At 60.8% G+C, this 22,088-nt stretch carries 21 protein-coding genes and 1 tRNA gene; 9 read left to right on the top strand and 13 right to left on the bottom strand.

From position 1 onward, the window contains the following. Positions 1–20 precede the first annotated feature (20 nt). Complete coding sequence (locus CPA54_RS05720) at positions 21–1,865, top strand: carbohydrate porin (RefSeq protein WP_249085806.1); 1,845 nt, start codon at positions 21–23, stop codon at positions 1,863–1,865. Positions 1,866–1,953: 88 nt separating this feature from the next. Here CPA54_RS05720 and CPA54_RS05715 read toward each other — a convergent pair whose 3' ends face one another. From CPA54_RS05715 to CPA54_RS05700, 4 genes are all read right to left on the bottom strand, one after another. Continuing rightward, entirely contained in the window at positions 1,954–2,436 is a 483-nt protein-coding gene (locus CPA54_RS05715) for a phosphate-starvation-inducible PsiE family protein (RefSeq protein WP_081562771.1), read from the bottom strand. Between the two features lie 251 nt (positions 2,437–2,687). Beyond that, positions 2,688–2,762, bottom strand: a tRNA-Thr gene (locus CPA54_RS05710). 93 nt (positions 2,763–2,855) lie between these two features. Further along, entirely contained in the window at positions 2,856–3,062 is a 207-nt protein-coding gene (locus CPA54_RS05705; protein WP_081562719.1) for a hypothetical protein, read from the bottom strand. Positions 3,063–3,104: 42 nt separating this feature from the next. Beyond that, positions 3,105–4,223, bottom strand: a complete 1,119-nt coding sequence (locus CPA54_RS05700; RefSeq protein ID WP_249080104.1) for an Mrp/NBP35 family ATP-binding protein — start codon at positions 4,221–4,223, stop codon at positions 3,105–3,107. Positions 4,224–4,336: 113 nt separating this feature from the next. On the opposite strand from CPA54_RS05700, the gene CPA54_RS05695 reads away from it, so the two are divergent. Next, positions 4,337–5,959 carry a Do family serine endopeptidase gene (locus CPA54_RS05695; protein WP_249080102.1) on the top strand — a complete coding sequence of 541 codons (1,623 nt, stop codon included), beginning with the start codon at positions 4,337–4,339 and terminating at the stop codon, positions 5,957–5,959. 15 nt (positions 5,960–5,974) lie between these two features. On the opposite strand, the gene CPA54_RS05690 is transcribed toward CPA54_RS05695, so the two are convergent. Further along, positions 5,975–6,808, bottom strand: coding sequence for a TerB family tellurite resistance protein (locus CPA54_RS05690; protein ID WP_043558249.1), 834 nt, complete (start codon positions 6,806–6,808; stop codon positions 5,975–5,977). Positions 6,809–6,897: 89 nt separating this feature from the next. Further along, entirely contained in the window at positions 6,898–7,152 is a 255-nt protein-coding gene (locus CPA54_RS05685; protein WP_043558252.1) for a ribbon-helix-helix domain-containing protein, read from the bottom strand. A 78-nt stretch (positions 7,153–7,230) separates the two neighbouring features. Here CPA54_RS05685 and CPA54_RS05680 point away from each other — a divergent pair, with 78 nt between their 5' ends. Both CPA54_RS05680 and CPA54_RS05675 read left to right on the top strand, forming a co-directional pair. Then, positions 7,231–8,805, top strand: a complete 1,575-nt coding sequence (locus CPA54_RS05680) for an adenosine deaminase (RefSeq protein ID WP_249080098.1) — start codon at positions 7,231–7,233, stop codon at positions 8,803–8,805. Positions 8,806–8,843: 38 nt separating this feature from the next. Beyond that, positions 8,844–9,935, top strand: coding sequence for a purine nucleoside permease (locus CPA54_RS05675; RefSeq protein ID WP_249080194.1), 1,092 nt, complete (start codon positions 8,844–8,846; stop codon positions 9,933–9,935). Between the two features lie 9 nt (positions 9,936–9,944). On the opposite strand, the gene tgt is transcribed toward CPA54_RS05675, so the two are convergent. From tgt to CPA54_RS05655, 4 genes are all read right to left on the bottom strand, one after another. After that, complete coding sequence (gene tgt, locus CPA54_RS05670; RefSeq protein ID WP_086442121.1) at positions 9,945–11,093, bottom strand: tRNA guanosine(34) transglycosylase Tgt; 1,149 nt, start codon at positions 11,091–11,093, stop codon at positions 9,945–9,947. 41 nt (positions 11,094–11,134) lie between these two features. Next, complete coding sequence (gene queA / locus CPA54_RS05665; protein ID WP_081562715.1) at positions 11,135–12,199, bottom strand: tRNA preQ1(34) S-adenosylmethionine ribosyltransferase-isomerase QueA; 1,065 nt, start codon at positions 12,197–12,199, stop codon at positions 11,135–11,137. Between the two features lie 89 nt (positions 12,200–12,288). Continuing rightward, on the bottom strand, positions 12,289–12,894 hold the full coding sequence (locus CPA54_RS05660; protein WP_227449678.1) for a phospholipid-binding protein MlaC: 606 nt from the start codon (positions 12,892–12,894) through the stop codon (positions 12,289–12,291). Between the two features lie 47 nt (positions 12,895–12,941). Next, the gene (locus tag CPA54_RS05655; protein WP_081563399.1) at positions 12,942–13,739 is read right to left on the bottom strand and encodes a VacJ family lipoprotein; all 798 of its coding nucleotides are present in this window, start codon (positions 13,737–13,739) and stop codon (positions 12,942–12,944) included. Between the two features lie 351 nt (positions 13,740–14,090). On the opposite strand from CPA54_RS05655, the gene CPA54_RS05650 reads away from it, so the two are divergent. Beyond that, a complete protein-coding gene (locus CPA54_RS05650; protein ID WP_086431281.1) occupies positions 14,091–15,254 on the top strand; it encodes an aldose epimerase family protein in 1,164 nt (387 codons plus the stop codon). Positions 15,255–15,507: 253 nt separating this feature from the next. Here the strand turns inward: CPA54_RS05650 and cysE are convergent, their stop codons facing one another. Then, a complete protein-coding gene (cysE, locus tag CPA54_RS05645; protein WP_227449693.1) occupies positions 15,508–16,242 on the bottom strand; it encodes a serine O-acetyltransferase in 735 nt (244 codons plus the stop codon). Positions 16,243–16,324: 82 nt separating this feature from the next. Next, positions 16,325–17,545 carry an FAD-dependent monooxygenase gene (locus CPA54_RS05640; protein ID WP_249085804.1) on the bottom strand — a complete coding sequence of 407 codons (1,221 nt, stop codon included), beginning with the start codon at positions 17,543–17,545 and terminating at the stop codon, positions 16,325–16,327. Between the two features lie 188 nt (positions 17,546–17,733). Between CPA54_RS05640 and CPA54_RS05635 the strand changes: the two genes are divergently transcribed. The 3 genes from CPA54_RS05635 to CPA54_RS05625 all read left to right on the top strand — a co-directional run bounded on the left by CPA54_RS05635 (position 17,734) and on the right by CPA54_RS05625 (position 19,994). Continuing rightward, the gene (locus tag CPA54_RS05635) at positions 17,734–18,072 is read left to right on the top strand and encodes a P-II family nitrogen regulator (protein ID WP_043558265.1); all 339 of its coding nucleotides are present in this window, start codon (positions 17,734–17,736) and stop codon (positions 18,070–18,072) included. Next, a complete protein-coding gene (locus tag CPA54_RS05630) occupies positions 18,072–19,343 on the top strand; it encodes an ammonium transporter (protein ID WP_043558267.1) in 1,272 nt (423 codons plus the stop codon). Before CPA54_RS05635 ends, CPA54_RS05630 begins: the two co-directional genes overlap by 1 nt. A gap of 153 nt (positions 19,344–19,496) precedes the next feature. Next, positions 19,497–19,994: a hypothetical protein gene (locus CPA54_RS05625; protein ID WP_227656506.1), complete on the top strand. Its 498-nt coding sequence runs from the start codon at positions 19,497–19,499 to the stop codon at positions 19,992–19,994. An 89-nt stretch (positions 19,995–20,083) separates the two neighbouring features. Here the strand turns inward: CPA54_RS05625 and CPA54_RS05620 are convergent, their stop codons facing one another. After that, a complete protein-coding gene (locus CPA54_RS05620; RefSeq protein ID WP_043558269.1) occupies positions 20,084–20,980 on the bottom strand; it encodes a 4-(cytidine 5'-diphospho)-2-C-methyl-D-erythritol kinase in 897 nt (298 codons plus the stop codon). Between the two features lie 122 nt (positions 20,981–21,102). Between CPA54_RS05620 and CPA54_RS05615 the strand changes: the two genes are divergently transcribed. Then, entirely contained in the window at positions 21,103–21,987 is an 885-nt protein-coding gene (locus CPA54_RS05615) for a uracil-DNA glycosylase (protein WP_249085802.1), read from the top strand. The last annotated feature ends 101 nt before the right edge of the window (positions 21,988–22,088 follow it).

The raw sequence follows: 22,088 nt of genomic DNA, 5'->3' as shown, positions 1-22,088 counted from the left end.
TGTTGGGGAGAAGTGGGAATATGGCAGCGTTTTCCATGCTGACTATTCTGCGTATTTTTTTAAACAGGTCCCGTGTGGGGGCCTGCTCTGTTCTTCTGCCATCCGTGGCGGCAATGTCTTTTGGGGCATCGCCTTCGATGGCCGCTGATGGCAGCCGGGCAGGTCAGCCTCTGCTCTATTCGGCCCAGGGTGCCCTGTCTCATGCCATGCAGACGCCTGCCGTCGTAAAGCAGACAGAGAAAGCACCAGAGCGACAGGTCATCCTTACACGGGACGGAAAACCTGTCCAGCAGGTATCCGTGGTGCAGAAACCGAAGGTAGTGGATGCCGAGAAGACGGCGGCCCATTATATCCATGACATGGGGTTGCGGCGTCGGCCATATTCCAATTATCCGACGGAAGAATTCGGTGTGTTCGGTGAGAACGGGCGTGAGCTGCTCGAGCGCGTGAACATTCCTTTGCATGAAGGGGATCCGACCAATAATGATGGGCCGCCGCTGCCCCGGCCAGAAGCACTCTTCCAGAAAATGCGTTGGAATGAGTGGCTGCGGGACCGTGGTGTGGTCGTCCTGCTGGACAACACCAACGAATTTGCTGGTGCCATCACCTCTCCGAGGAAAGGACTGGGGTTGAGGCAGGGGTCCTCCAATACGGGACAGTATGGTTTCGAGAATGACATTGACTGGTACAAGCTGGCCGGGATCCCCGGGTTCCAGACCCATGTCATCGGTGTAGGCCGTTACGGTATTCCAGCCAGCAGGATGTTTGGCGACAATGTGAACCCCAGCCAGGAAATCTATGGTGGTGGTGGTAACGTGGCGTTCCATCTCGTCTATTTCTACGGGGAAGAGACTCTCTGGGGTGGACGGCTGAATATCGCAGCAGGCCGCATGTCCATGGATTCGGACTTCGCCATCAGCCCGATCTACTGTAACTTCATGAACAACGCTTTCTGCGGAAACCCCAAGGCCGTTACGGATACGTACACACGGTCATCCTATCCGGGGTCAAGCTGGGGGGCCCGTATTCGTGGCCGTCCTACAGACAGTACCTACATCCAGGTCGGTGTCTATTTTCCCGAGCGCGGTATTTATGGCGTGCAGCAGAATCGCAGCGGGTTCAAGTTCAATGGCGGGACCATCAGCGGGGTCGTGACCCCGATCGAGGTTGGCTGGGAGCCTGAGTTTGGTAAACAGCAGCTGCCGGGTCACTACAAATTTGGGTTCTCCCCGGATACGTCCGACCATTATCTTGGTGTGTATAGTCCTCCCAATCGGCGCAATGCATGGCGGACCCGGATGACCATTCCCAACTGCCCGACCTGTCAGGGGGTGGGCGATGAGGTTCCCGGTACGGGTATCCGTCGCAATTTCAACTGGAGCATGTGGTTCCTGGCGGACCAGATGATCATGAAGAACAAGACACAGGACACGCCAGAAGGGGGACTGGTGGCCTTCTTTGATGCATACTGGAACAAGCCAGCCACAGCCATGCGTGGCAAGATGTATGCATTCGGTCTTGTGGATACGGGCTTCTGGCCAGCCCGCCCGCTGGATACGGTGGGTGTTTCCTTCTCCTATACCGGTTCCAGCAGCTATACCCGTGCTGCGCAGCGGTTCCAGGTGGATCATGGGATGGCTCCAGAGGGGGCGACCGCCTATTATGCGAGTGGCGGGGCGCCGCTCCTGTGGGGGTCTTATGGTGTGCAGCGCTGGGGCAGCACGCTGGAGGCCACCTACCGCATCCATGTCATGCGGGGTGTGACCTTTGCGCCGGATTTCCAGTATTACTTCCATCCGGGGATGCAGCGTGTCCTGAAGGACGCCGCCATGCTGGGCTTCAAGTCCCACATCCAGCTCTTCTGATGACGCTTCCTGCTTCCCGATGCAAAGGGGAAGCAGGAGGTTCGGGCCCCTTTCCAGCCACAGGCCGGAAAGGGGTTTTTTTATGGGCTTATTGGTTGGATGGAGGAGGCTGAGGCGTAGGGTCCGTGCGGGTCATGGCTTTGCCACGGACGAGCCAGTAAGCGGCGGAGAGTGACAGAACAGCGGCTGAAAGCGCCAGAAGTTCACGGACATTCACGCCATTCAGGTCCAGCACGATGAACTTGCGTACGGCTGCCATCATGCCGATGAGCAGGACGGACCTCATGCGGATCATTCCCTGTGATTCCGAACCGGGAAGAACGAGGATGGAGTGGCGGAATTCCAAGGCGATCAGGACGGTGAAGAACAGCCCGAAGACTTCCTGCAATATGGCAGGCTCCGTGGGGCTGAGGCCGGCATGGATGATGAGCTTTGCCACTGCCACCACGACATGCAGCAGCCCCAGGCAGGCCACCAGCGTGATGCAGATGGACAGGATCAACATGGCCGCTCCTTCAAACATGTCGAACAGGCGGGACAGTGTGACGAAGCCGGGCAGGGTGCTTTTCATGGAGTAGGGGATGCCTTTGATGTGGGGATGGATAATGTTGTGCTGCTTTTACTTCATTCTGATGGGAGGGAGAAAGGTAGGTGCAGCAGGACGCTTCCGCCTCCTCTGGCATGATTATGCCGACGGGGCGTCTGCCTGTGCGTCGCGGGGGGCCCGGTTTCGTGTCGGGTAGGGGACGGAAAGCAGCGTCTTACATACTACATGCGTCAGACATGAAGCACTGGGGAACGGCCTATTTTCAGGGAAAATCGTGGTGCCGGATGAGAGATTCGAACTCCCGGCCTTCGGTTTACAAAACCGCTGCACTACCACTGTGCTAATCCGGCAACGGGGCCGTACATCTCATTTTTCCCTCCAGAAATCAAGTGGAAAATCAGGGGAGTGGGGAAAAAATCCCGGCCAGGAAACAGCCGGACAGGTCAGCGGCCCGTGGTGGCGGGCTTCTGGTGCTGCATGAGATGGGCTGGGGGCGCAAGGACAGGGCCATCCTGTACAAAGCCATAGCCATCAGAAGAAAGGCCACGATGGCCGATAGCCTGGTTGGGTCTGTTACAGCCCCCCATGCTGAGCAGGGAGAGCACAAGGCCTGTCAGGAGGAAGAAACGGGGATGGCAGAAAGTCGGCATGGGCTTCCGTGGGTTGGTCAAAGAGGTGGACAGGATTGCCGGTCAGCATGAAGAGGGAAACAGTCTATCCTTCAGGGTGCGGGCAATGGCTCTGTAAGCCTGTGATGCAGGATGATCCGGGTCACGCAGGACAAGAGGGGTCCCTTCATCAGCACTGCATCTTATATCCCGCAGCAGGGGAATTTCCCCAAGGAAAGGAATGTTGAGGGCCTCTGCTTCCTTGCGGGCCCCACCATGGCCGAAGAGGTCAGTCCGTTCCTGACAGTGCGGGCAGCAGAAATAGGACATGTTCTCGATCAGCCCCAGCACGGGCGTTTCGGTCTTCTCAAACAGCGTGACACCCCGGCGGGCATCAAGCAGGGCAATGTCCTGCGGGGTGGAGACGATGACGGCCCCACCGGCCTTCAGCTTGTCCGAAAGCTTGCGGGTCAGGGTCAGCTGGGCATCTCCGGTGCCGGGTGGCAGATCGACCACCAGTACATCCAGCGCCCCCCAGGACACATCACTCATGAGCTGGGTCAGGGCGCCCATGACCATGGGACCACGCCAGATCATGGCCTGTTCCTTGTCAACCAGATAGCCGATGGACATCGTCTCCATGCCCCAGCGTTCCAGTGGGCGCAGCCTGCCATTCTCGACAACAGGTTTCTGGGTTTCACCCAGCATGTGGGGAAGAGAGGGGCCGTAAATGTCAGCATCCAGCAGGCCGGTCCGAAGGTCCAGCCGGGCCAGGCTGCATGCCAGATTGACGGCTGTGGTGGACTTCCCCACGCCTCCCTTGCCGGACGCCACGGCAATGACGGCCCGCACATCGGGCAAGCAGGCTTCCGGGGGGGCGGAGCGGCCTGTGGGTCGCTTCCCGAGGGCCAGAGGCCGGTGCCCGCTTTCTGCACCGGCCTTGCGGGGGGCGGGGCCTGCCGGGCGATGAGCTGTGAGGGACAGGGTCAGACTGCTGACGGCGGGGTGCTGCCTGAGCCTGTCCTCCAGTGTCGTCTGAGCGTCTTGGAGGAACGCCGCACCTTTAGCTGTTGTCCGCAGAATGAGGTGGAGATGGCCATCTTCCAGTGTCAGTGCTTCTATGCTGGTCTGACGTGCAGGCTCTTCTGCTGTGAGAAAGTCGGAGATGAGGTCTTTCAGGGAAGAGATGTCGGTGGCTGTCATGGGGCAGGACCTCTCATGCAACGCCCCTCATGAGGCAAAAAAACACAAACTTGCAGGCTGGAAGGATGACGTCCGGTCCGCCGTGGAGTAGATTCTACAGCATGAGCCGATTCATGTCTTCTTCTCTTCTGTCTTCCTCCCGCATGAGGGTGGCCCGCTGGCTGTCCTGTTGCGTGCTTTCTGGTATTCTTGGCCAGTCCGGTGGAGCCTGGGCGCAGGATGATGTGCCGATGCCGACCCTGCCGGGGGAAGAGCTGCCGCAGGGGGGGAGCGTGACAACCCGTGCTGCGCATGAGGCGGCCATGATGCCCGGTTTTGCGGCACTGGTGGAGCGGCTCCTGCCTGCTGTGGTGAATATTTCCGTCTCCAGCGTGATCCACCCTGATGAACAGCAGCCGGACGGGCCGGATGGCAGTACACCGTCCGGGCCGCAATCATCCCCTTTCCCGCCAGGGTCACCGCTCGAGAAGTTTTTCCATGATTATCTCCACCGCCGTCATGCCGATGGGCACCCTGCCCGTCAGGTACAGGCGCTGGGGTCCGGCTTCATCATCGATCCTTCTGGCGTGGTGGTGACGAACAATCACGTCATTGACAATGCCCAGCAGGTGAGCGTGACTCTGTCGGATGGGACGGAATATCCGGCACGGATTGTCGGGCGGGACAGCAAGGAGGACCTTGCCGTCCTTCAGGTGAAGGCAGACCGGCCCCTGCCGTCCGTCCCGTTGGGGCATAGTGACGATGCCCGCATCGGAGACTGGGTGCTGGCCATCGGCAATCCGTTCGGTCTGAGTGGCACGGTGACAGCTGGCATCATTTCGTCCCGCAAGCGGAATGTCGATCACGGTTTGTATGACGACTTCATCCAGACGGACGCAGCCATCAATCACGGTAATTCAGGTGGCCCGCTCTTCAATCTGAAGGGTGAGGTCATCGGGATCAATACGTTGATTTATGGCGGGTCTGGTGGGGATTCCATCGGCATCGGCTTTGCCATTCCTTCGGATGATGCCCGAGGCATCATCAACCAGTTGCGGCAGACAGGCCATGTCCGGCGTGGCTGGTTGGGTGTGCGCTATCAGGATGTCACCCGCAACATGGCAGAAGACCTTGATTTCTGGAAAGCGGATGTGCCCGGAAAAGAACGGGGAACGGGGGCCATCGTTGCCGAGGTCAGCAAGGATGGGCCGGCCCGGAAGGCAGGTTTGCAGGTTGGGGACATTCTGACAGCCCTGAATGGTCAGCCGGTGACAGGCCAGACCCTGCCCCGGCTCGTGGCGGGGTATCAACCGGGAGAGACGGTGCATTTCACCCTTTGGCGGCGTGGCAGCTATCAGACGCTGGATCTGACCCTGGGGCGCAACCCCGATGAGAAGGATCCCCTTCCTTCCGACACGCACCCGCCGGAACATCCGGTAAAGACCCTGAAAGAACTGGGGGTGAAGCTGGGCGTGGTCGATGAAGCGGCCCGGACGCAGTATGGCCTGACTGACAGCCAGAGGGGTGTGCTGGTGATGCGTGTCTATGAGGGTAGCCCCGCTGCCAGCCGTGGGTTGACGGAAGGGAATCTGGTGCTTCAGGTCGGGCAGCAGGAGGTCAATACACCGGAGGCCCTGCAGGCTGCGCTGGACCGTGCCCGTGAGCTGAAGCGGACGGATATTCTTCTGTTGGTGCAGGATGGTGAGGGGCTGCGCTGGGTGGCTGTGCCATTGGGGGGACAGCAACCCCAGCCGTGATGGAGCAGACCCGCCTTACAGGCCACGGTCCCGCTTTATCTGGTCCCATGCGGCATTGATGCGGGCCACACGCTCCTGTGCTGCTTTCCGTTGAGCATCGCTCATGGGGCGCTGGGCAAGACGGTCCGGGTGATGTTCACGGATCAGCACACGCCAGCGTGTCCGGACTTCGCCATCCGTTGCCGTTGCACTGATGCCCAGCACACGATAGCACTCTGCCGTTGATGATGTGGAGGCAGCCCGGGGCTGGCCGTCCTCGGCCCGCTCCCAGGCCCGTTCTGAAAGGCGGAAGGCTTTGTGCGTCCGGCGGAGATAGTCCATTTCTGCCGGATGCAGCGGGGCCCCGGCAGGCAGGTCTGCCCTGGCAATGCGGAAGAGGACGCTGAGCAGTGTTTCCAGCGGCTCCGGCTTGTCGGCAAAGGCACGACCCAGCTCACGGGCATAAAGTTCGAAATCGTCCGTCCGGTTCCGGGCCCGGTCAAAAAGCAGGCCAACCTCTTTCTGGTTGTCTTCAGGGAACCGGAAGGCCGTCTTGAAGGCTTCAATCTCGGCCCGGTTCACGGGGCCATCGATTTTGGCCAGCTTGGCGGAGAGCGTGACGACACCAAGGCCGTAGAGCTGATCCGTCTTTCCCAGCAGGGCAGAGAGTTTTGCGGCGGTGAAGAAGGCGGCATTATGCGGGTCGGGCTGCCCCCGTGCGGGGAAACGGTCGCCCCATGTGCCGGAGAGCGGGGTCAACAGTCTGTCCGTATCGCTCATATGGCCCAGAATGGCCCCGAGAAGACCGCCGACCGGCCCCCCGGCGGCAAAACCGGCAATACCACCAAACATTTTCCCCCAGAAAGCCATCGATGCCCCCCCCCTGTTCACATGGTTGTAAACTCTATCACGGGGACAGGGGAGGGCGGAACAGGAATATGCGGTCTTTCCAAGACGGGTCACACGGGGGCTGACGGGGCCTGGTTCAGGGCAAAGCGTAGTGCCGTGAGGCGAAGCAGGGAGGCCAGCGTCTGTTCCGGGGGGCGATGCCTGTCCAGCCGGGCGATGAAGGCTGCCAGGGCAAGCTGTTCGGCACGGGCCATGGTCTCCAGAACCTGCCAGAATTCGGCTTCCAGAGCGATGGAGGTTCTGTGCCCGTACAGGCTGAGGCTGCGCTTCTGCAACTGTGGTGGGGGTGGAGGAGGAGCGTGCATGGGGGAAGTGTGGCAGCTGGCATTGTGTGTGGAAAGGGATTTTCTTGTCAGCTCCGGCGCAGGCCGCCATCATGAGGCATGAGATTCTTTTGTCCTGCTGTTTTTGCCCTTTTTGTCTTTCTTGCTGGCCAGACAGGTCGGGTGTCTGCTGACCCGGTGGCGGCCCCGCCTTCCGTGGCGACCCTGTTCGAAAGGGTGAAGACCGACCCTGTCCGGCTGGAGCTGTTCCTGCGGGCCTTCCCCAAGGGAGCGGACCTGCACAACCATCTTTCCGGGGCGGTCTATGCCGAGAGTTTCCTCAAATGGGCAGCGGGGGATGGCCTCTGCGTTTCGCTGAAGGAGCGGACCATTCTGGCCAGTCATTGCCCAAAGCCGGGGGAGGGGCAGGTTCCGGCAGATGGTCTGCCAGGGAATGGAACCGGCTGGAATGAGATGGTCAATGCGTTGTCCATGCGCAATTTCATTCCTACGGAACATGACCGCTCCGGCCATGATCATTTCTTTGCGACCTTTCTGCGGTTCATGGCGGTGGAGTCAAGGCATCAGGGGGACATGCTGGCCGAGGCTGCCGAGCGGGCTGCCCGTGACAATGTGCAGTATCTGGAATTGCAGATCGCTCCCATTACCTTTGATGCATTGGGGGAGATGATGAAGGCTGCTGCCCTGCCTCCCTTGAGGACGGAAGCTGATTTCAGTCGGGCTTATGAGGTTCTGAAGCCCGCCCTGGGGCGGATGGCAGCCCTGTCCCATGTGGCCATTGATGAGATGGAGGCCCGTGCCCGAACCATCATGAAGTGCGGCACAGCGCAGGCTTCCGCAGGGTGTGGGGTGACGGTGCGCTATCAGTATTCCGCCCTGCGGACATTTCCGGCACCGTTTGTCTGGGTACAGCTCGTGGCGGCGTATGAGAGTGCCCGCCAGGATACCCGGCTGGTCGGCGTCAACATCGTGGCGCCGGAAGATGATCCGGTGGCCCTGCGGGACTATGACCTGCACATGCAGATGTTCCATACTCTGAACCGGCTGTATCCGGGGACGAATCTGAGCCTTCATGCGGGGGAGGTGACACCGTCTCTCGTGCCGCTGGGCGATCTGGACCATCATATCCGGGCGGCGATTGACGTGGCGGGGGCCAAGCGGATCGGCCATGGTGTGGATGTTCTGTGGGAGCATGACCCGGCCTCTCTGCTGGAAGAGATGGCACGGCGCTCCATTCTGGTGGAGATCAATCTGACCAGCAATGATGAGATTCTGGGTATCCGGGATGGGCGGCATCCTTTTTCGCTTTACAGGCAGGCCGGTGTGCCCGTGGCGCTCTCGACAGATGATGAAGGTGTGTCCCGTAGCGATCTGACGCAGGAATACATGCGGGCCGTATTGGCCTACCATCTGGATTATCCGACACTTGTCCAGCTGTCCCGTACGGGGCTGGAATATGGGTTCATGCCGGGGCAGAGCCTCTGGGCCGGGCATCATCTGGGGCAGGCTGTGCCGGCCTGTTCGGGCATGGTGCCGGGTGGAAGCGCCGCTCCAGCCTGTGAACGGTTTCTGAAGGACAATATGAAGGCACGGCTGCAATGGCAGCTGGAGGCCCGTTTTCAGGCTTTCGGGCAGGATGTGATGAAGAATCCCCTGCTGCGGTCCGTGCCCTGAGACAGGCCGGAGAGAACGATGGGAAGGAAAGGCATGTGATGAGACAGGCAGTGAAGGCGGGCTGGATGTATGGTCTTGGTCTTCTGGTCGGGCTGGTGGCAGCGGGGGCGGGGTCTGCCCGTCCGGCACAGGCTGCCCCGCTGGAGGTACACGTCGTGGTGGTGACAACCTTCGAGCTGGGGCAGGATAGTGGCGACATGCCGGGAGAGTTCCAGCACTGGGTGGAACAGTACCCGCTGGAACAAACACTGCCTGCACCGGGGACGGAGCACGGTGTCCTTCGCTATAATGCGCAAGACCATGTGCTTGGGCTGGTCAGTGGTGAGGGACCGGGCCATATGGCAGCGGCCATTACCGCTCTGGCGCTGGACCCCCGGTTTGACCTCCGCCATGCCTATTTCGTTCTGGCAGGGATTGCCGGTGTGAATCCCAATAAGGGCAGCATCGGGTCTGCCGCCTGGGCGCTGCATGTCGTGAATGGCGGGGCAGCCCATCTGATTGATTCACGTGAAATTCCGTCCGATTGGCCGGATGGTTTTACGCCGTTGCAGGGCCATGTACCGGATGAGCAGCCACGGCCACCGCTCCATTCCATCGCTGGGGACATGGCCTATACGTTGCGACCTTCCCTTGTGCGCTGGGCTTATGAAAGGACACGCCATATCGCTCTGCCGGACAATGAAAAACTTCAGGCCCATCGCCGGGCCTATCAGGGGTTCCCCGAGGCACTGAAGCCGCCGCATGTGATGATGGGTGATACGATTTCCGGTGAGACATACTGGCTTGGAGCGCTCATGAACCGGTGGGCGGAACGCTGGGTCGCTTACTGGACGGACCATCAGGGCGAGATGGTCACGACGGCAGAGGAGGACATTGGCCTCTGTCAGGCACTGGCGTTGCAGGCCAGAGCAGGACGTGTGGATGACCGGCGCCTCCTCATCCTGCGGACGACCAGCAATTTCGACATGCCGCCCAACGGCGTGGCACCGGCCACCATGCTGGCCAATGCAGCGCATGAGGAAAACCTGCCGGGCCTTTATGCCTCCACCAGTGCGGCCTATCAGGTGGCCAGCCCAATCGTGCGGGAGCTGGCCACCCATTGGGGGAGCTATGAAGGACAGGTGCCCTGAAGGAACGACCTAGCCCTGCTGGTAGCGGGGCATGGGCCATTCATCCTCGCTCCAGTCGCCCCTGGCCCAGTTCTGGCGGAGCTGGGTGGCGGTCTGTTCCAGCGTTCCTGCCACGATGGCGGCCCGTATCTGGCGCATGAGCCGCTGATAATAGGCGAGATTGTGGAGGGTCAGGAGCATCGGCCCGAGCATCTCGTTGGCCCGGAAGAGGTGGTGCAGATAGGCCCGGCTGTACCGGCCTGCCATCGGGCTGTCATCTTCGGGGGAGATGGGACGGGTGTCCTCGGCGAAGCGGGCATTGCGGAGATTCAGCGTGCCCCGCTCCGTATAGGCCCGGGCAGTACGGCCTGCACGGGACGGCATGACGCAGTCGAACATGTCGCAGCCCCGCATGACGGCACCCAGCAGGTCATCTGGCGTGCCGACGCCCATCAGATAGCGGGGCTGGTCCTCGGGCAGCATGGGAGTCGTGTAATCCAGCGTGGAGAACATCAGCTCCTGCCCTTCGCCTACGGCAAGCCCCCCGATGGCGTAGCCCTCGAAGCCGATCTCCCGCAGGGCAAGGGCGGAGCGTTCCCGCAGGTCCTGTTCCGTGCCGCCCTGCACGATGCCGAACTGCCCATAGCCGGGGCGGGCGATGAAGGCTTCACGGGAGCGGGCGGCCCATCGCATGGACCGCTCCATGGAGGCTTCCAGCACGTCCTTCGTGGCGGGCAGGGCCGGACATTCATCAAAGGCCATGGTGATGGTGGCATCCAGTTTGTACTGGATGTCCGTCGAGCTTTCAGGCGTCAGACGGTGGGAGCTGCCATCAATGTGGGAACGGAAGGTGACGCCATCCTCATCCATCTTCCGCAGTGGCCCCAGAGACATGACCTGAAACCCGCCGGAATCTGTCAGGATGGGGCCGGGCCAGTCCATCATGCGGTGCAGCCCGCCGAGACGCTGGACCCGCTCTGCCGTGGGGCGCAGCATGAGGTGATAGGTGTTGCCCAGCACGATGCCCGCCCCGGTGGCCCGCACATTGTCCATCGTGATGCCCTTGACGGTCCCGACGGTTCCGACCGGCATGAAGGTCGGTGTCGGTACGCTGCCATGACGGGTATGCAGCCAGCCTGCCCGGGCCCGCCCACACTGGGCGTCTTTCTGCCAGTGCATGCGGTCGGATGGGGTAAGGTTGGGGCGGGTGGACTCGGTCGTCATGGGGCACGTTCCAGAAGGCAGGCATCACCGTAGGAATAGAAGCGCAGCCCTTCGGCAATGGCGTGATGATAGGCATGGCGCATGGTCTCCGTACCGGCAAAGGCACAGACCAGCATGAAAAGGGTGGAGCGGGGCAGGTGGAAGTTGGTCAGCAGGGCGTCCACCGCCCGGAAGCGGTAGCCCGGCCGGATGAAGATGGAGGTTTCGCCTGTCCATGGATGAACGATACCCTGTTCATCCGCCGCACTTTCCAGCAGGCGCAGGCTGGTGGTGCCTACGGCAACGACACGGCCGCCATTGGCACGGGTCCCGTTGATGAGACGGGCCGTTTCCTCATCAATATGGCCCCATTCCGCATGCATTTTATGTTCGGCAATGGTGCTGCGGACGGGCAGGAACGTCCCGGCTCCGACATGCAGGGTGAGGGTCTGTTTTTGTATGCCTCTGGCCGCAAGGGCCTCCAGCAGTTCTTCCGTGAAATGCAGTCCTGCCGTCGGTGCCGCCACGGCTCCACGAAAGCGGGAGAAAATGGTGCGGTAGTCGCTGTTGTCGGCTTCAGTCGGACCATTGGGGCGGGCAATGTAAGGCGGCAGGGCCAGGGCGGCCCGGCGTTCCAGAAAGTCATCGAACTCATCGCCTTCGACCGAGAAGCGGAGGGTCACGGCCCCATCGCCCTCATTGGTCAGGACGTCCGCCGTGACGGGATCATCCTCGAAGTGGAGCCGGTCGCCGGGGCGGAGCTTGCGGGCATTGCGGGCGAGGGCATGCCACTGCCCTTCCGGCAGGATGCGGTCCAGCGTGATGCCGATTTTTGCGTCACCCCGTCGGGCCTCCATTTTTGCCCGGATGACTTCCGTATCATTGGCGACGAGCAGGTCGCCTTCCTTCAGCAGTTCGGGAAGATTGCGGATGCGATGGAGGGAGAGGGTTGCATCATCAGTTCCTGCAAGGGCCGGTGGGACGACATGCAGGAGCTGTGCCATGTCACGGGGGCGGGCAGGTTCTGTGGCGATATGGTCACGAGGGAGCGTGAAATCGAAGAGGGAGAGGTCGTCAGTCATTCCGGGGACATGGTTGGAGAAACAGGCCAGTCAGCGAAAAGGGGGCTTATGGCCCCCTCCACGTTGCTGATCCGTTGTGAATGGAGAGATCAGTGACGACCCAGCTGATGCTTGAGGGCGTCGATCAATGTCTGCACCTGCCCGCCATGGCGGGTGAGGTAGGTCGTGTAGTCGCTGCGCTGTGTCAGGCGCATGCTGGCACCCTCACCATACAGGTCCACCACCTTGGGCGGTTCGCCATCAATGACGGCCGTCATCAGGATGGGGGGCTGATGCGGACGGGAAATCTGAAGGGTCACCTTCTGGCCTGCCGGGGAGGGCACACTGTCCACCAGGCGGACGGAAATGTTCTGATATTCCCCCACGCGGGCCGTGACAGCATTCAGCAGTACGTCCTGAAACAGCTCAAGATAAAGCTTCTGCTGTTCCGGCGTGGCGATCCGCCAGTAGCGGCCCAGGCAGTAGCGGCCGATTCCTGGTACGTCCACATTGGCCCGCAGGAGGGGCAGAAGGGCTTCGCGCTTTTTGTCCAGCGAAGTGTCGCTGTTCAGGACGGCCACCAGTTTCCCGCCAAAATCATTGACAAACGCCTTTGCTTCATCACTGGAGGGAGTGGCGAAGGCCAGCGTGGGAATGAGAGCGAACAGGCTGGCAGCTCCCAGAATGGTGCGGCGTGTAAGCTGACGGAGCATCATGTTTAGGGATCCTTCCAATAAAGGCTGTCCTCATGGGGACGGAATGGTCAGTACCAGTCGGGGGTGGTGGCGCGGTGATCAGCCTTGAGGGTATCGATCTGGCTCTGACGCTGCTGCTGCCATGCACTTCGCATGAAAGCATAAGGGTCGAGACTTTGGTGTTCCAGCTGGTCCAGCTGGTCTGTACTGTCTGCAAAGGTATTGAAGGTGCCGAGAATGTTGTAGCCCCAGTTGAAGCTGATGAGGCCATACCCTCTGGGCACGTAGTTGATGGGTGTCAGCCCCTGGCCGATGGCATAGCCTGCGGCATCACGGAAATTGGTAGGACCAAGCCCGGGCAGGAAAATGTAAGGCCCGGATTTGACCCCCCACAGCGCCATGACCATGCCAGGGTCTGTCTCATGCTGCTTGTAGCCAAGATGCTGGGCAACGTCATAGAAGCCAGCCGTCGTCATGTTCAGTAGGAAACGCATGAAGGAATCCCCCGCACGCCGCGGGCGCCCTGCCCCCACATCGGAGAAGAAGACGGCGGGTTGGCGCCATGTCTCGTTCAGCGTGGCGACAGAGGTGCGGATGGGCTGGGGAATGTTGTTCTTCCAGAACCGTCCTACCGGCCGCAGGGCCTTGTGATAGACCCACATGTTGAGGCTGAACATCTTGCGGTTGAAAGGCTCGTAAGGGTCGTTGACCGCCTTGTAATCCGCCAGATCGTCTGGGTCGGTCGGCGGCTTGGCGTGGAGGGAACCACACCCGCCGAGCGACAGCAGGGCCAGGCAGCCGACCAGTGCGGAAAGTGCAGTGAGTCTGCCTCGATGATGCTGTTTTGTGCTGCCTGTGCACGCCATGCTGCTGCCGCTCCTGTTTTTTTCTTTCTTCAAGGCCCGGCTATGCGGCTTGCCACGTCATCCACCAGGAGATGGCAGCGGCGTACCTTTAACGGGAACGGGCCGTAACATACGTCTGATTCCACATGCGCAAGTCATGAAGACCAGTGAACTCAAGCATATGGTACTTGCTCCATGCTGCCTACCCCTTTCGAATATCAGGCATGTTAAGAAAAAGAAGTATTGCATTTTTGCATCGTTAGGTTTTCTGATGGACACCAGCCCTGAAGGGGACGTGTTCCGGCCCCTCCCGGGAGGAGCGCAGCCCGTCGTCCTGGCGGGTCCTGTATTTCGTGGAGTGCGAGAGATTTTATGTCTTTTCTGAAGAGTCGCAGCTGGCTTCTGTCTGCCAGCGCTTTGGTTGCCAGTGTGGCCCTGTCTGGCATGGCTGCCGCAGCGCCAACGGTCCAGACAAAGGACTGGGGTCGTCTTTCCACTGGCAAGAAGGTGCAGGCAATCACCCTGACCAATGATCATGGGGTGAAGGTTGTCGTGCTGACCTATGGCGCCATCATCCATGAGATGGACGTGCCGGACCGCAATGGCCGCCTGGGGAACGTTGTTCTGGGCTTTCCGAACATTGCCGGGTACGAAAACCATAACTCCGACCCGCACTTCGGTGCCGTGCTGGGGCGTGTGGCCAACCGTATTTCCGGTGGTGTCTTCACTCTGGAAGGTGAGAAGTATCATACGAGCGTCAATGAGGGGCCGAACACCCTCCATGGCGGTGCTGAGAGCTTTGACCGCAAACTCTGGAAGATCGTTCGCAAGGGCGTGGACTCCCAGGGGGCCTATGTTGTGCTGAAGATGGTCAGCCCCGATGGTGATCAGGGCTTCCCGGGTGAGCTGAAGACGCAGGTTACCTATCGTCTGAGCGGCAACGACACGCTGAGCCTGAAGTTCAATGCGACGACCAAGGCTCCGACGGTCGTGAACCTGTCCACGCACAACTACTGGAACCTCAATGGCGAGGGTTCCGGGAGCATTGCTCCGGAAGTGGTGCAGATCTATGCCGACCGTTTCCTGAGGACAGACGAGCACTCCATTCCGACGGGTGAGCTGGCCTCTGTTGAGGGGACACCGTTCGATTTCCGTCAGCCCCGCACGGTGGGTGAAGGTCTGGGCAGTGCAGACCCGCAGATGGCTCCGCAGGGTGGCTATGACAAGTGCATGGTCCTCATCGGCCCATCCCAGCCGGGCAATACGGAGCGTGTCGTGGCCCGTGTGACGGATCCCCGTTCCGGTCGTGTGATGGAAGTTGCCACCAATATGCCGGGGATGCAGTTCTATTCCGGCAACCATCTGTATGGCAATTATCAGGGGCCGTCTGGCCGTCCATATGGCAAATGGGAAGCTCTGGCTTTCGAGCCTGAATTCTTCCCGAACAGCCCGAACATGCCGAACTTCCCGAGCATCGAGCTGAAGCCGGGTCAGACCTATGATTACGGGATGAGCTTCCATTTTTCCCGCCAGTAAGGGCTGAGGCTTTCAGGAGCTGAATCCTGGGAAAGGAGCCGGGCCGGTGCAGTCATGCATCGGTCCGGCTTTTTCATTGGTGGGTGTTCCGGCTTTGTGGTGAGCTGAAAAGAGGGCCGGAACAGATCATCAACAGTAGAAGAGGGCGGTTTTCTCAGGAGTCGCCTGATTCCATCCACATTCTTCCCGTCCTGGCACACAGGGTGATGCCCCAACCTGTCCCCTGAACTGGGGATAAGTCGGGGCGTGCCGGTCATATCTGATAATTCGTGAAGTCCTGGTCCATGTCGCCAAAACGGACGATACGGGCGGGGTTGCCCACGGCGGTGGAACGGGGCGGGACATTGCCCAGCACGACAGAAGCGGCTCCGACACGGGCATGGGCACCGATTTCCAGATGGCCCAGTATTTTGGCACCAGCGCCAATCATGCAGCCCTGCCGGATGACAGGATGGCGCTGCCCGCTGTTTTTGCCGGTTCCCCCGAGCGTGACCCCCTGAAAGAGGGAGACGTCATCCTCAATGATGGTGGTTTCCCCGATGACGATACCTGTGCCGTGATCGATTGTGATGCGCTGGCCGATACGGGCGGCAGGGTGGATGTCGATACCGAATTTCTCGTTCACACGGCTCTGGAAGTGATAGGCCAGTGGTCTGCGGCCAGCCAGCCAGAGATGATGGGCAATACGGTAGGATTGCAGGGCATGAAACCCCTTGAAGAACAGGAACGGCGTAGCAAGGTCCGGGCAGGCGGGGTCCCGCTGGAAGGTCGCCACGATATCTGATGCTGCAGCCCGGACGATGTCGGGACTGGCCTCCAGCGTGGAGGCGACAAGGTGCATCAGGGCGGCTTCCGACATGGCCCGGTCTGTCAGCTTGGCGCTGATCAGTGATGTCAGGGCAGAGGCAAAATCCGCATGGTTGCAGATATTCACTGCAAAAAGCCCCTGGATCAGAGCATCGGAACAGCCGCAGGCCTGCGCCCGCATGGTGGTCCAGAATTCTTCCAGAAATCCGGGCTCTGATGAGGAGTGTGGAAACCTGTCGAGAAAAGTGGCCATAGCTGTTTTCTTATAGCCCCATGGCACGTTGGACAAAACCATGACGCAGGGATGGCAGGCGCTTCAGGGCCATGAGTCCCGCATGGCGAGCATGACGGATGAGGGGCATGTCGGTGCTGAAGAGCCGCTCCATCATGTCGCAGCCTGCCAGCATGGCGAGATTGCCCGGACGGCTGAGACGCTGATAGCGTCGCAGCAGTGCAGGGTCTCCTAGATCCTGTCCCTGCGCATGGGCGTCTCCCAGAAGGTCATTCAGGGTGCGGACATCACGGAAGCCGAGATTCATGCCCTGACCCGCCACGGGGTGCAGCCCGTGCGCTGCATCCCCGGCCAGAAGCAGCCGTGTGGCGCAATAGCGATGGGCATATTGCGATGCCAGAGGGTACGTCCAGTGGGTGCCTGCCTGCTCCAGCGCACCAAGGTCTTCCCCACAGAGACGGTCCTGAACCAGCCGGGCAAAGCTGCGGGCATCAAGCCGGGTGAAATGGTCGATGCGCTCGGGCCGGTCTGTCCAGACGATGGCGGAGCGGTGAGGGTGGGCTTCGGTGGCAGGAAGAGGGAGCCGGGCGAAAGGCCCCTGCGGCAGGAAGTTTTCCAGAGCACTGCCGTGATGGGGTTTCTCATGGGCCAGAACGCTGACCAGGGCAACCTTGTGATAGGGAATGCGGGTCAGCCCGATGCCGGCCTGCTCGCGGAGGAGGGAGCGTCGCCCGTCTGCGGCAATGACAAGGGAGGCCGTAACGGTGTCCCCCGTATCCAGGGTGATCTGGGCGCTGTCGGGCGAGAAGGTGAAGCGGCCCGTTGCTGGTGTCCGGACATCCAGCCCCGGCTGGGCCATCAGGGTACGGGCGATGGCTGCCAGAAGGTTGTGGGCCTCCACCATCCAGCCGAAGGGGCGGCCTTCTGGGGCATCATCACCGGTAAAGCTCAGCCCGTCTGCAATGCTGCTGCGGGATGCCGAGGGAATGCGCCCCTGACTATCGGTGACATGGATGGTGGTGATGGGCTGGGGAGACAGGGGCAGGGCCTGCCAGATTCCCGCTTCTTCCAGCAGGGGGCGGACGCCTTCAGCAAGGGCATACGCCCGGCCATCGGGATTCTGCGCCGGGGAGGGAGAGAGGGGAGCCCGCTCCAGAAGGAGGATGCGCAGCCCTTTCTGCGCAAGCAGGCAGGCCAGTGTCGCCCCGATGGGGCCACCACCATTTATGCAGAGGTCGTAATCCGTGCCCATGGCAGATGTTCCTTCCGGCCCGGTGAATGGCAGGATGCTCCCGTCATGGCGGTACTTTCCGTCAAAGGAGCAGGTCTATCGTGTCTAGCCCTATCCTTGCGGAAAAGAAAGTCTTGCAGAAATCGTTATGAAGGTGGCACGATTTTGTCTTCATGCAGCAGAAGAGCCATGGGAGAGGGCCGCAAGGGATGAAACTTGTAACGGCGATCATCAAACCGTTCAAACTGGACGATGTGCGGGAGGCTCTTGCCGAGCTTGGCGTGCATGGCCTGACAGTGACGGAGGTACGGGGCTTTGGGCGCCAGAAAGGCCAGACGGAAATTTACCGTGGGGCGGAATATACGGTCAGCTTCATTGCCAAGATCAGGGTGGAGACAGTCGTGGCGGATGAGCGTGTGCCAGACATCATCCAGGCCATTACGGAGACGGCCCGGACAGGCCGCATCGGTGATGGGAAGATCATGGTTACCAATGTGGAACAGATGGTGCGTATCCGTACTGGGGAAACCGGCGAGGGAGCTCTGTGATGCGTGCGATTGATACGGGTGATACCGCCTGGATGCTGGTCAGCACGGCGCTGGTCCTGTTGATGACCATTCCTGGTCTGGCTCTTTTCTATGCCGGGATGGTGCGGCGCAAAAACGTGTTGTCCACCATGATCCAGTCTTTTGGCATATGCTGTATTGTCAGCATTGTCTGGATGGTGCTGGGCTACAGTCTGGCCTTCACGACGGGCACACCCTGGATTGGTGATCTGTCCCGTTTCTTCCTGGGGGGTGTGGCAGAGCATATCCATCAGGGTGCGGACGGAGCCTTCACGCTGGGCGCCGGGACTTCGGCTGAAACCCCCATGACCATCCCGGAAAGTGTCTATCTGATGTATCAGATGACCTTCGCCATCATCACGCCAGCCCTGCTGACAGGCGCTTTTGCCGGGCGAATCCGCTTTGCGGCACTTTGCGTGTTCACGATCCTCTGGTCCCTGCTGGTCTATTCTCCCATTGCCCATTGGGTCTGGAGTCCGCTGGGCTGGGTGGCTGGTCTTGGTGCCGTGGATTTTGCGGGTGGAACGGTCGTGCATATCAATTCCGGGGTGGCTGGTCTTGTCTGTGCCATCATGATCGGCCGTCGGTATGGGCTGAAGCGGGATGATATGTCCCCGCACAATCTGGCCTATGCCATCATCGGGGCTTCCCTGCTCTGGGTGGGCTGGTTCGGCTTCAATGCCGGGTCGGCACTCGGTGCGAATGGCCGTGCCGGCATGGCCATGCTGACAACGCAGATCGCCGCTGCTGGTGGTGGTGTTGGCTGGATGGTGGTGGAATGGTGGCGGCATGGCAAGCCGACGGCGCTGGGCATCATCTCTGGTGCGGTGGCGGGCCTTGTGGCTGTGACCCCGGCTGCTGGCTATGTGCTGCCCGGTGGGGCTCTGGCCATCGGGCTGATAGCCGGTGGCGTCTGCTTCTACAGCGCTGCCGTGCTGAAGAACAGGCTGGGCTATGATGACAGTCTGGATGCCTTTGGTGTGCATGGTGTTGGTGGCATTGTCGGAGCCCTTCTGACAGGTGTGTTTGCTTATGGGCCGCTTTCAGCGACGGCAGCCAGTCCTGCCGGTGTGAGCGGCGGATGGAGCCAGCTTCTCCGGCAGGCTGAGGCTGTCGGTGTCACGATTGTCTGGTCTGTCGTGCTGACGGCCCTCATTTTCTGGGTTGTGGACAGGCTGATCGGCATGCGTGTCTCTGCCGAGGAAGAGCAGATGGGTCTGGACCTGACCCAGCATGGCGAGCGACTGAACTGAGGCACTGGCAGGGCTGTTTTGTCTCTTGCCGGAGGCAGGGCAGCCCTATAAGGCTGGTAGGCAGTACGGTGAGGCCGGGCTATCCGCCCGGCTGACTGTGGCGTTCTGCCCCTGTGGCTGCGCTATCACGAACGATGAAAAAGGGGTGAGACTATGAAACTGTTGCGTCTGTGCCTGCCCATGGTGGCCTGTTCCGTACTGGGTGTTCAGGGCGCTCTGGCTGCTCCGTCTCCAGCGGGCAAGATGTCTGCGGCGGCCTGTCGTCAGGCTTTCAGCGATGCGAAGAAGGCCGGTACGCTGAATGGTCAGAAGTATGCCGATTTCAAGCTGGACCATTGCACGGGCAGCGCTGCGGCAGCTCAGCCCCAGTCTCCTGCCGCCTCCACGCCGGTCGCTTCTGCCCCGGCTGAGACAGGCAAGCCGGCTGCGCCAGCTGCAGCTGCTCCGGTTGCCAGCGGGAATGTCCTGTTCCCGGCTCGTGTTTCGCCGGAGTTTGCGTCTCTCTCACCGGGCAAGGCGCGTATGAAGACCTGCCTGGCACAGTATAATGCCAATAAAAGCAGCGGGCGTAATGGCAGCCTGAAATGGATCCAGAAGGGTGGCGGTTATTACTCCGAATGCAACACCCGGCTGAAGAGTGCAGCACAGTAAGCTGGTTCTGGTTGTTCCTGATATGGAAAAAGGCCCGCTCTTCCGCAGCGGGCCTTTTCTGTTGCAGGGCATTCTGAATGCCGGTGGGTTCAGGGCAGGACCGGTCCTGCCCAGTGCCACCATGCCTGGGCTATGTCCCTGTCCATCAGATGGTCTGCGGCCCTGATGGCTTGGTCAGCTGTCTCGAACAGGGCGAAACAGGTCGCTCCTGACCCACTCATGCGATGGAACCGCACCTGCGGTAGGGTTGCCAGAGTTTCCAGTACGGTCGCAATGACGGGCGCCTGAGCGATGGCATGGGGTTGGAGGTCGTTTTCCGTCTGCGCCAGAAAGGCGATGAGAGCGTCCAGCGTGGGCCAGCCTGCTTCCGGGAAGGCAAGTGGCGGGCGGGGGGTGATGCCGCCTGTTTCTGCCAGACGTCGGAAAATGCTCGGGGTGGAGACACCGACCCCCGGATTGACCAGAAGCATCCCCATCTCTGGCAGGGGCGGGGCTGCTGTCAGGATGTCACCAATCCCTTCCATGCGTGTGGCTTTTTGTGCCAGACAGACTGGGACATCCGCCCCCAGTGTTGGGGCGACATGGGCGGCCGCTTCCATTGGGAGGCTCCAGTAACGGGTCAGCAGGCGCAGGGCGCAGGCGGCATCGGCAGAGCCCCCGCCAATGCCGGATGCCACCGGTAGCCGTTTTTCCAGCGTGAGGGCAGCGGCGGGCTGTCTGGCTGCTTCCTCCCCCCGGGTCTGGCGCAGGGCCCGGGCGGCCTTCAGGACAAGGTTGTTTTCATCCGCTTCCAGTCCTTTTGCGAAAGGACCCTGTAGCGTGAGGCTGTCTGCCTGACCCTGTGGTCCGGTGGAGAGGTGGAGATGGTCACCTGCTCCAGCAAAGACAGCCAGACTGTCCAGCAGGTGGTATCCGTCTTCACGGCGCCCGGTGACGTGGAGGAACAGATTGATCTTGGCGTGAGCCATATCCTGATGCAGCGCCATGGCAGGGCATCCTTGCAGAAGAGGCCGGGCAAGGCGGGAGACTGATCTGCTCTGGCACCATGTCCGGGGGAGGGGTGTTCATTTCCGATGAGGCTATGTAACAAATTGAAAGCTCAAAGACCATGAGGGGGTGCAGCCGCCCCTTCATCCCGTGGAACTGTAGAGAAGAGATCTCGCTCATCATGGCATCTTTCCCGGCCTGCTCTGCTCAGGATGCTCTTGCTGCCCTCCGTCTGCATCAGGAATGGGGTGTGGATGCTGTCATGGAGGACATGCCGTGGGATGTCTGGGGTGAGAGCCTTGTTCTGCCAGATCGTGTGCGGGCCCGCCAGAAGGCTGCTGCTCCAGTGGAGAAACCTTCCGCATCCCGTCGTGTTGTCAGGGGGCGGGACGAGGTGTTGGCTGATATCGCTGCGGCCCGGGATGTTGCCGCCCTGCTGAAGGCCAGCCAGCAGCTGCCGGGCGTTGGCCTGATGCGGACGGCCAAGCATCATCTGGCACCTGTCATCGTGGAGGGAGCCCCATTTCTGCTGGTGGGGGATGTGCCAAATGAGGATGAGGACCGGCATGGAACTCTTTTCGCTGGTCCCATGGGGGCCCTGTTGGACAGGATATTGGCCTCCATAGGGTTGAAGCGGTCCCAGCTTTCCATGGCGCCGGCCATCCCCTGGCGCCCGCCGGGAGGGCAGCGTGCCTCACAGCGTGATGTGGAAGCCTGCCTGCCCATTCTGCACAGGGCAGTGGCACTGGCACGACCTCGCCGGATTGTGACGATGGGCAGTACGCCCGCTGCCATGCTCTTACAGAATACCTCCCGGCTGAGTCAGTTGCGGGGGCGCTGGCATGAGGCTCATGTGCCAGGGCTGGAGGGGGGTGTGCCTCTGTTACCTCTCTGGCACCCGGCCCAGCTGGGGGAAACGGCGGGACGGCGGAAGGCGCTGTGGGCTGACATGCTCCTGCTGGATGCGACTCTCTCACAGGAAGCAGCGCAGGCTGCCGATTCGTAGTCGGGAACAGGTGTTGATGCAGGAGGCTGAGGGCCGGAATGGGAGTGAATTTCATAATTTCTTAATTCTACCGCTGACCAGATACAGAAAAAAAGCTAACA

Source organism: Parasaccharibacter sp. TMW2.1890 (assembly GCF_023337645.1).
GTDB lineage: Bacteria > Pseudomonadota > Alphaproteobacteria > Acetobacterales > Acetobacteraceae > Bombella > Bombella apis.
Note: the sequence above shows the minus strand (reverse complement) of the source record. Positions and strands in the feature narration are given on the sequence as shown.

Excerpts from the sequence above, each read along its gene's own strand:
- CPA54_RS05720 (WP_249085806.1), top strand. The coding sequence starts at position 21 with ATGGCAGCGTTTTCCATGCTGACTATTCTGCGTATTTTTTTAAACAGG.
- CPA54_RS05715 (WP_081562771.1), bottom strand. The coding sequence starts at position 2,436 with ATGAAAAGCACCCTGCCCGGCTTCGTCACACTGTCCCGCCTGTTCGAC.
- CPA54_RS05705 (WP_081562719.1), bottom strand. The coding sequence starts at position 3,062 with ATGCCGACTTTCTGCCATCCCCGTTTCTTCCTCCTGACAGGCCTTGTG.
- CPA54_RS05700 (WP_249080104.1), bottom strand. The coding sequence starts at position 4,223 with ATGACAGCCACCGACATCTCTTCCCTGAAAGACCTCATCTCCGACTTT.
- CPA54_RS05695 (WP_249080102.1), top strand. The coding sequence starts at position 4,337 with ATGTCTTCTTCTCTTCTGTCTTCCTCCCGCATGAGGGTGGCCCGCTGG.
- CPA54_RS05690 (WP_043558249.1), bottom strand. The coding sequence starts at position 6,808 with ATGGCTTTCTGGGGGAAAATGTTTGGTGGTATTGCCGGTTTTGCCGCC.
- CPA54_RS05685 (WP_043558252.1), bottom strand. The coding sequence starts at position 7,152 with ATGCACGCTCCTCCTCCACCCCCACCACAGTTGCAGAAGCGCAGCCTC.
- CPA54_RS05680 (WP_249080098.1), top strand. The coding sequence starts at position 7,231 with ATGAGATTCTTTTGTCCTGCTGTTTTTGCCCTTTTTGTCTTTCTTGCT.
- CPA54_RS05675 (WP_249080194.1), top strand. The coding sequence starts at position 8,844 with ATGAGACAGGCAGTGAAGGCGGGCTGGATGTATGGTCTTGGTCTTCTG.
- tgt (WP_086442121.1), bottom strand. The coding sequence starts at position 11,093 with ATGCACTGGCAGAAAGACGCCCAGTGTGGGCGGGCCCGGGCAGGCTGG.
- queA (WP_081562715.1), bottom strand. The coding sequence starts at position 12,199 with ATGACTGACGACCTCTCCCTCTTCGATTTCACGCTCCCTCGTGACCAT.
- CPA54_RS05660 (WP_227449678.1), bottom strand. The coding sequence starts at position 12,894 with ATGATGCTCCGTCAGCTTACACGCCGCACCATTCTGGGAGCTGCCAGC.
- CPA54_RS05655 (WP_081563399.1), bottom strand. The coding sequence starts at position 13,739 with ATGGCGTGCACAGGCAGCACAAAACAGCATCATCGAGGCAGACTCACT.
- CPA54_RS05650 (WP_086431281.1), top strand. The coding sequence starts at position 14,091 with ATGTCTTTTCTGAAGAGTCGCAGCTGGCTTCTGTCTGCCAGCGCTTTG.
- cysE (WP_227449693.1), bottom strand. The coding sequence starts at position 16,242 with ATGCGGGCGCAGGCCTGCGGCTGTTCCGATGCTCTGATCCAGGGGCTT.
- CPA54_RS05640 (WP_249085804.1), bottom strand. The coding sequence starts at position 17,545 with ATGGGCACGGATTACGACCTCTGCATAAATGGTGGTGGCCCCATCGGG.
- CPA54_RS05635 (WP_043558265.1), top strand. The coding sequence starts at position 17,734 with ATGAAACTTGTAACGGCGATCATCAAACCGTTCAAACTGGACGATGTG.
- CPA54_RS05630 (WP_043558267.1), top strand. The coding sequence starts at position 18,072 with ATGCGTGCGATTGATACGGGTGATACCGCCTGGATGCTGGTCAGCACG.
- CPA54_RS05625 (WP_227656506.1), top strand. The coding sequence starts at position 19,497 with ATGAAACTGTTGCGTCTGTGCCTGCCCATGGTGGCCTGTTCCGTACTG.
- CPA54_RS05620 (WP_043558269.1), bottom strand. The coding sequence starts at position 20,980 with ATGGCGCTGCATCAGGATATGGCTCACGCCAAGATCAATCTGTTCCTC.
- CPA54_RS05615 (WP_249085802.1), top strand. The coding sequence starts at position 21,103 with ATGAGGGGGTGCAGCCGCCCCTTCATCCCGTGGAACTGTAGAGAAGAG.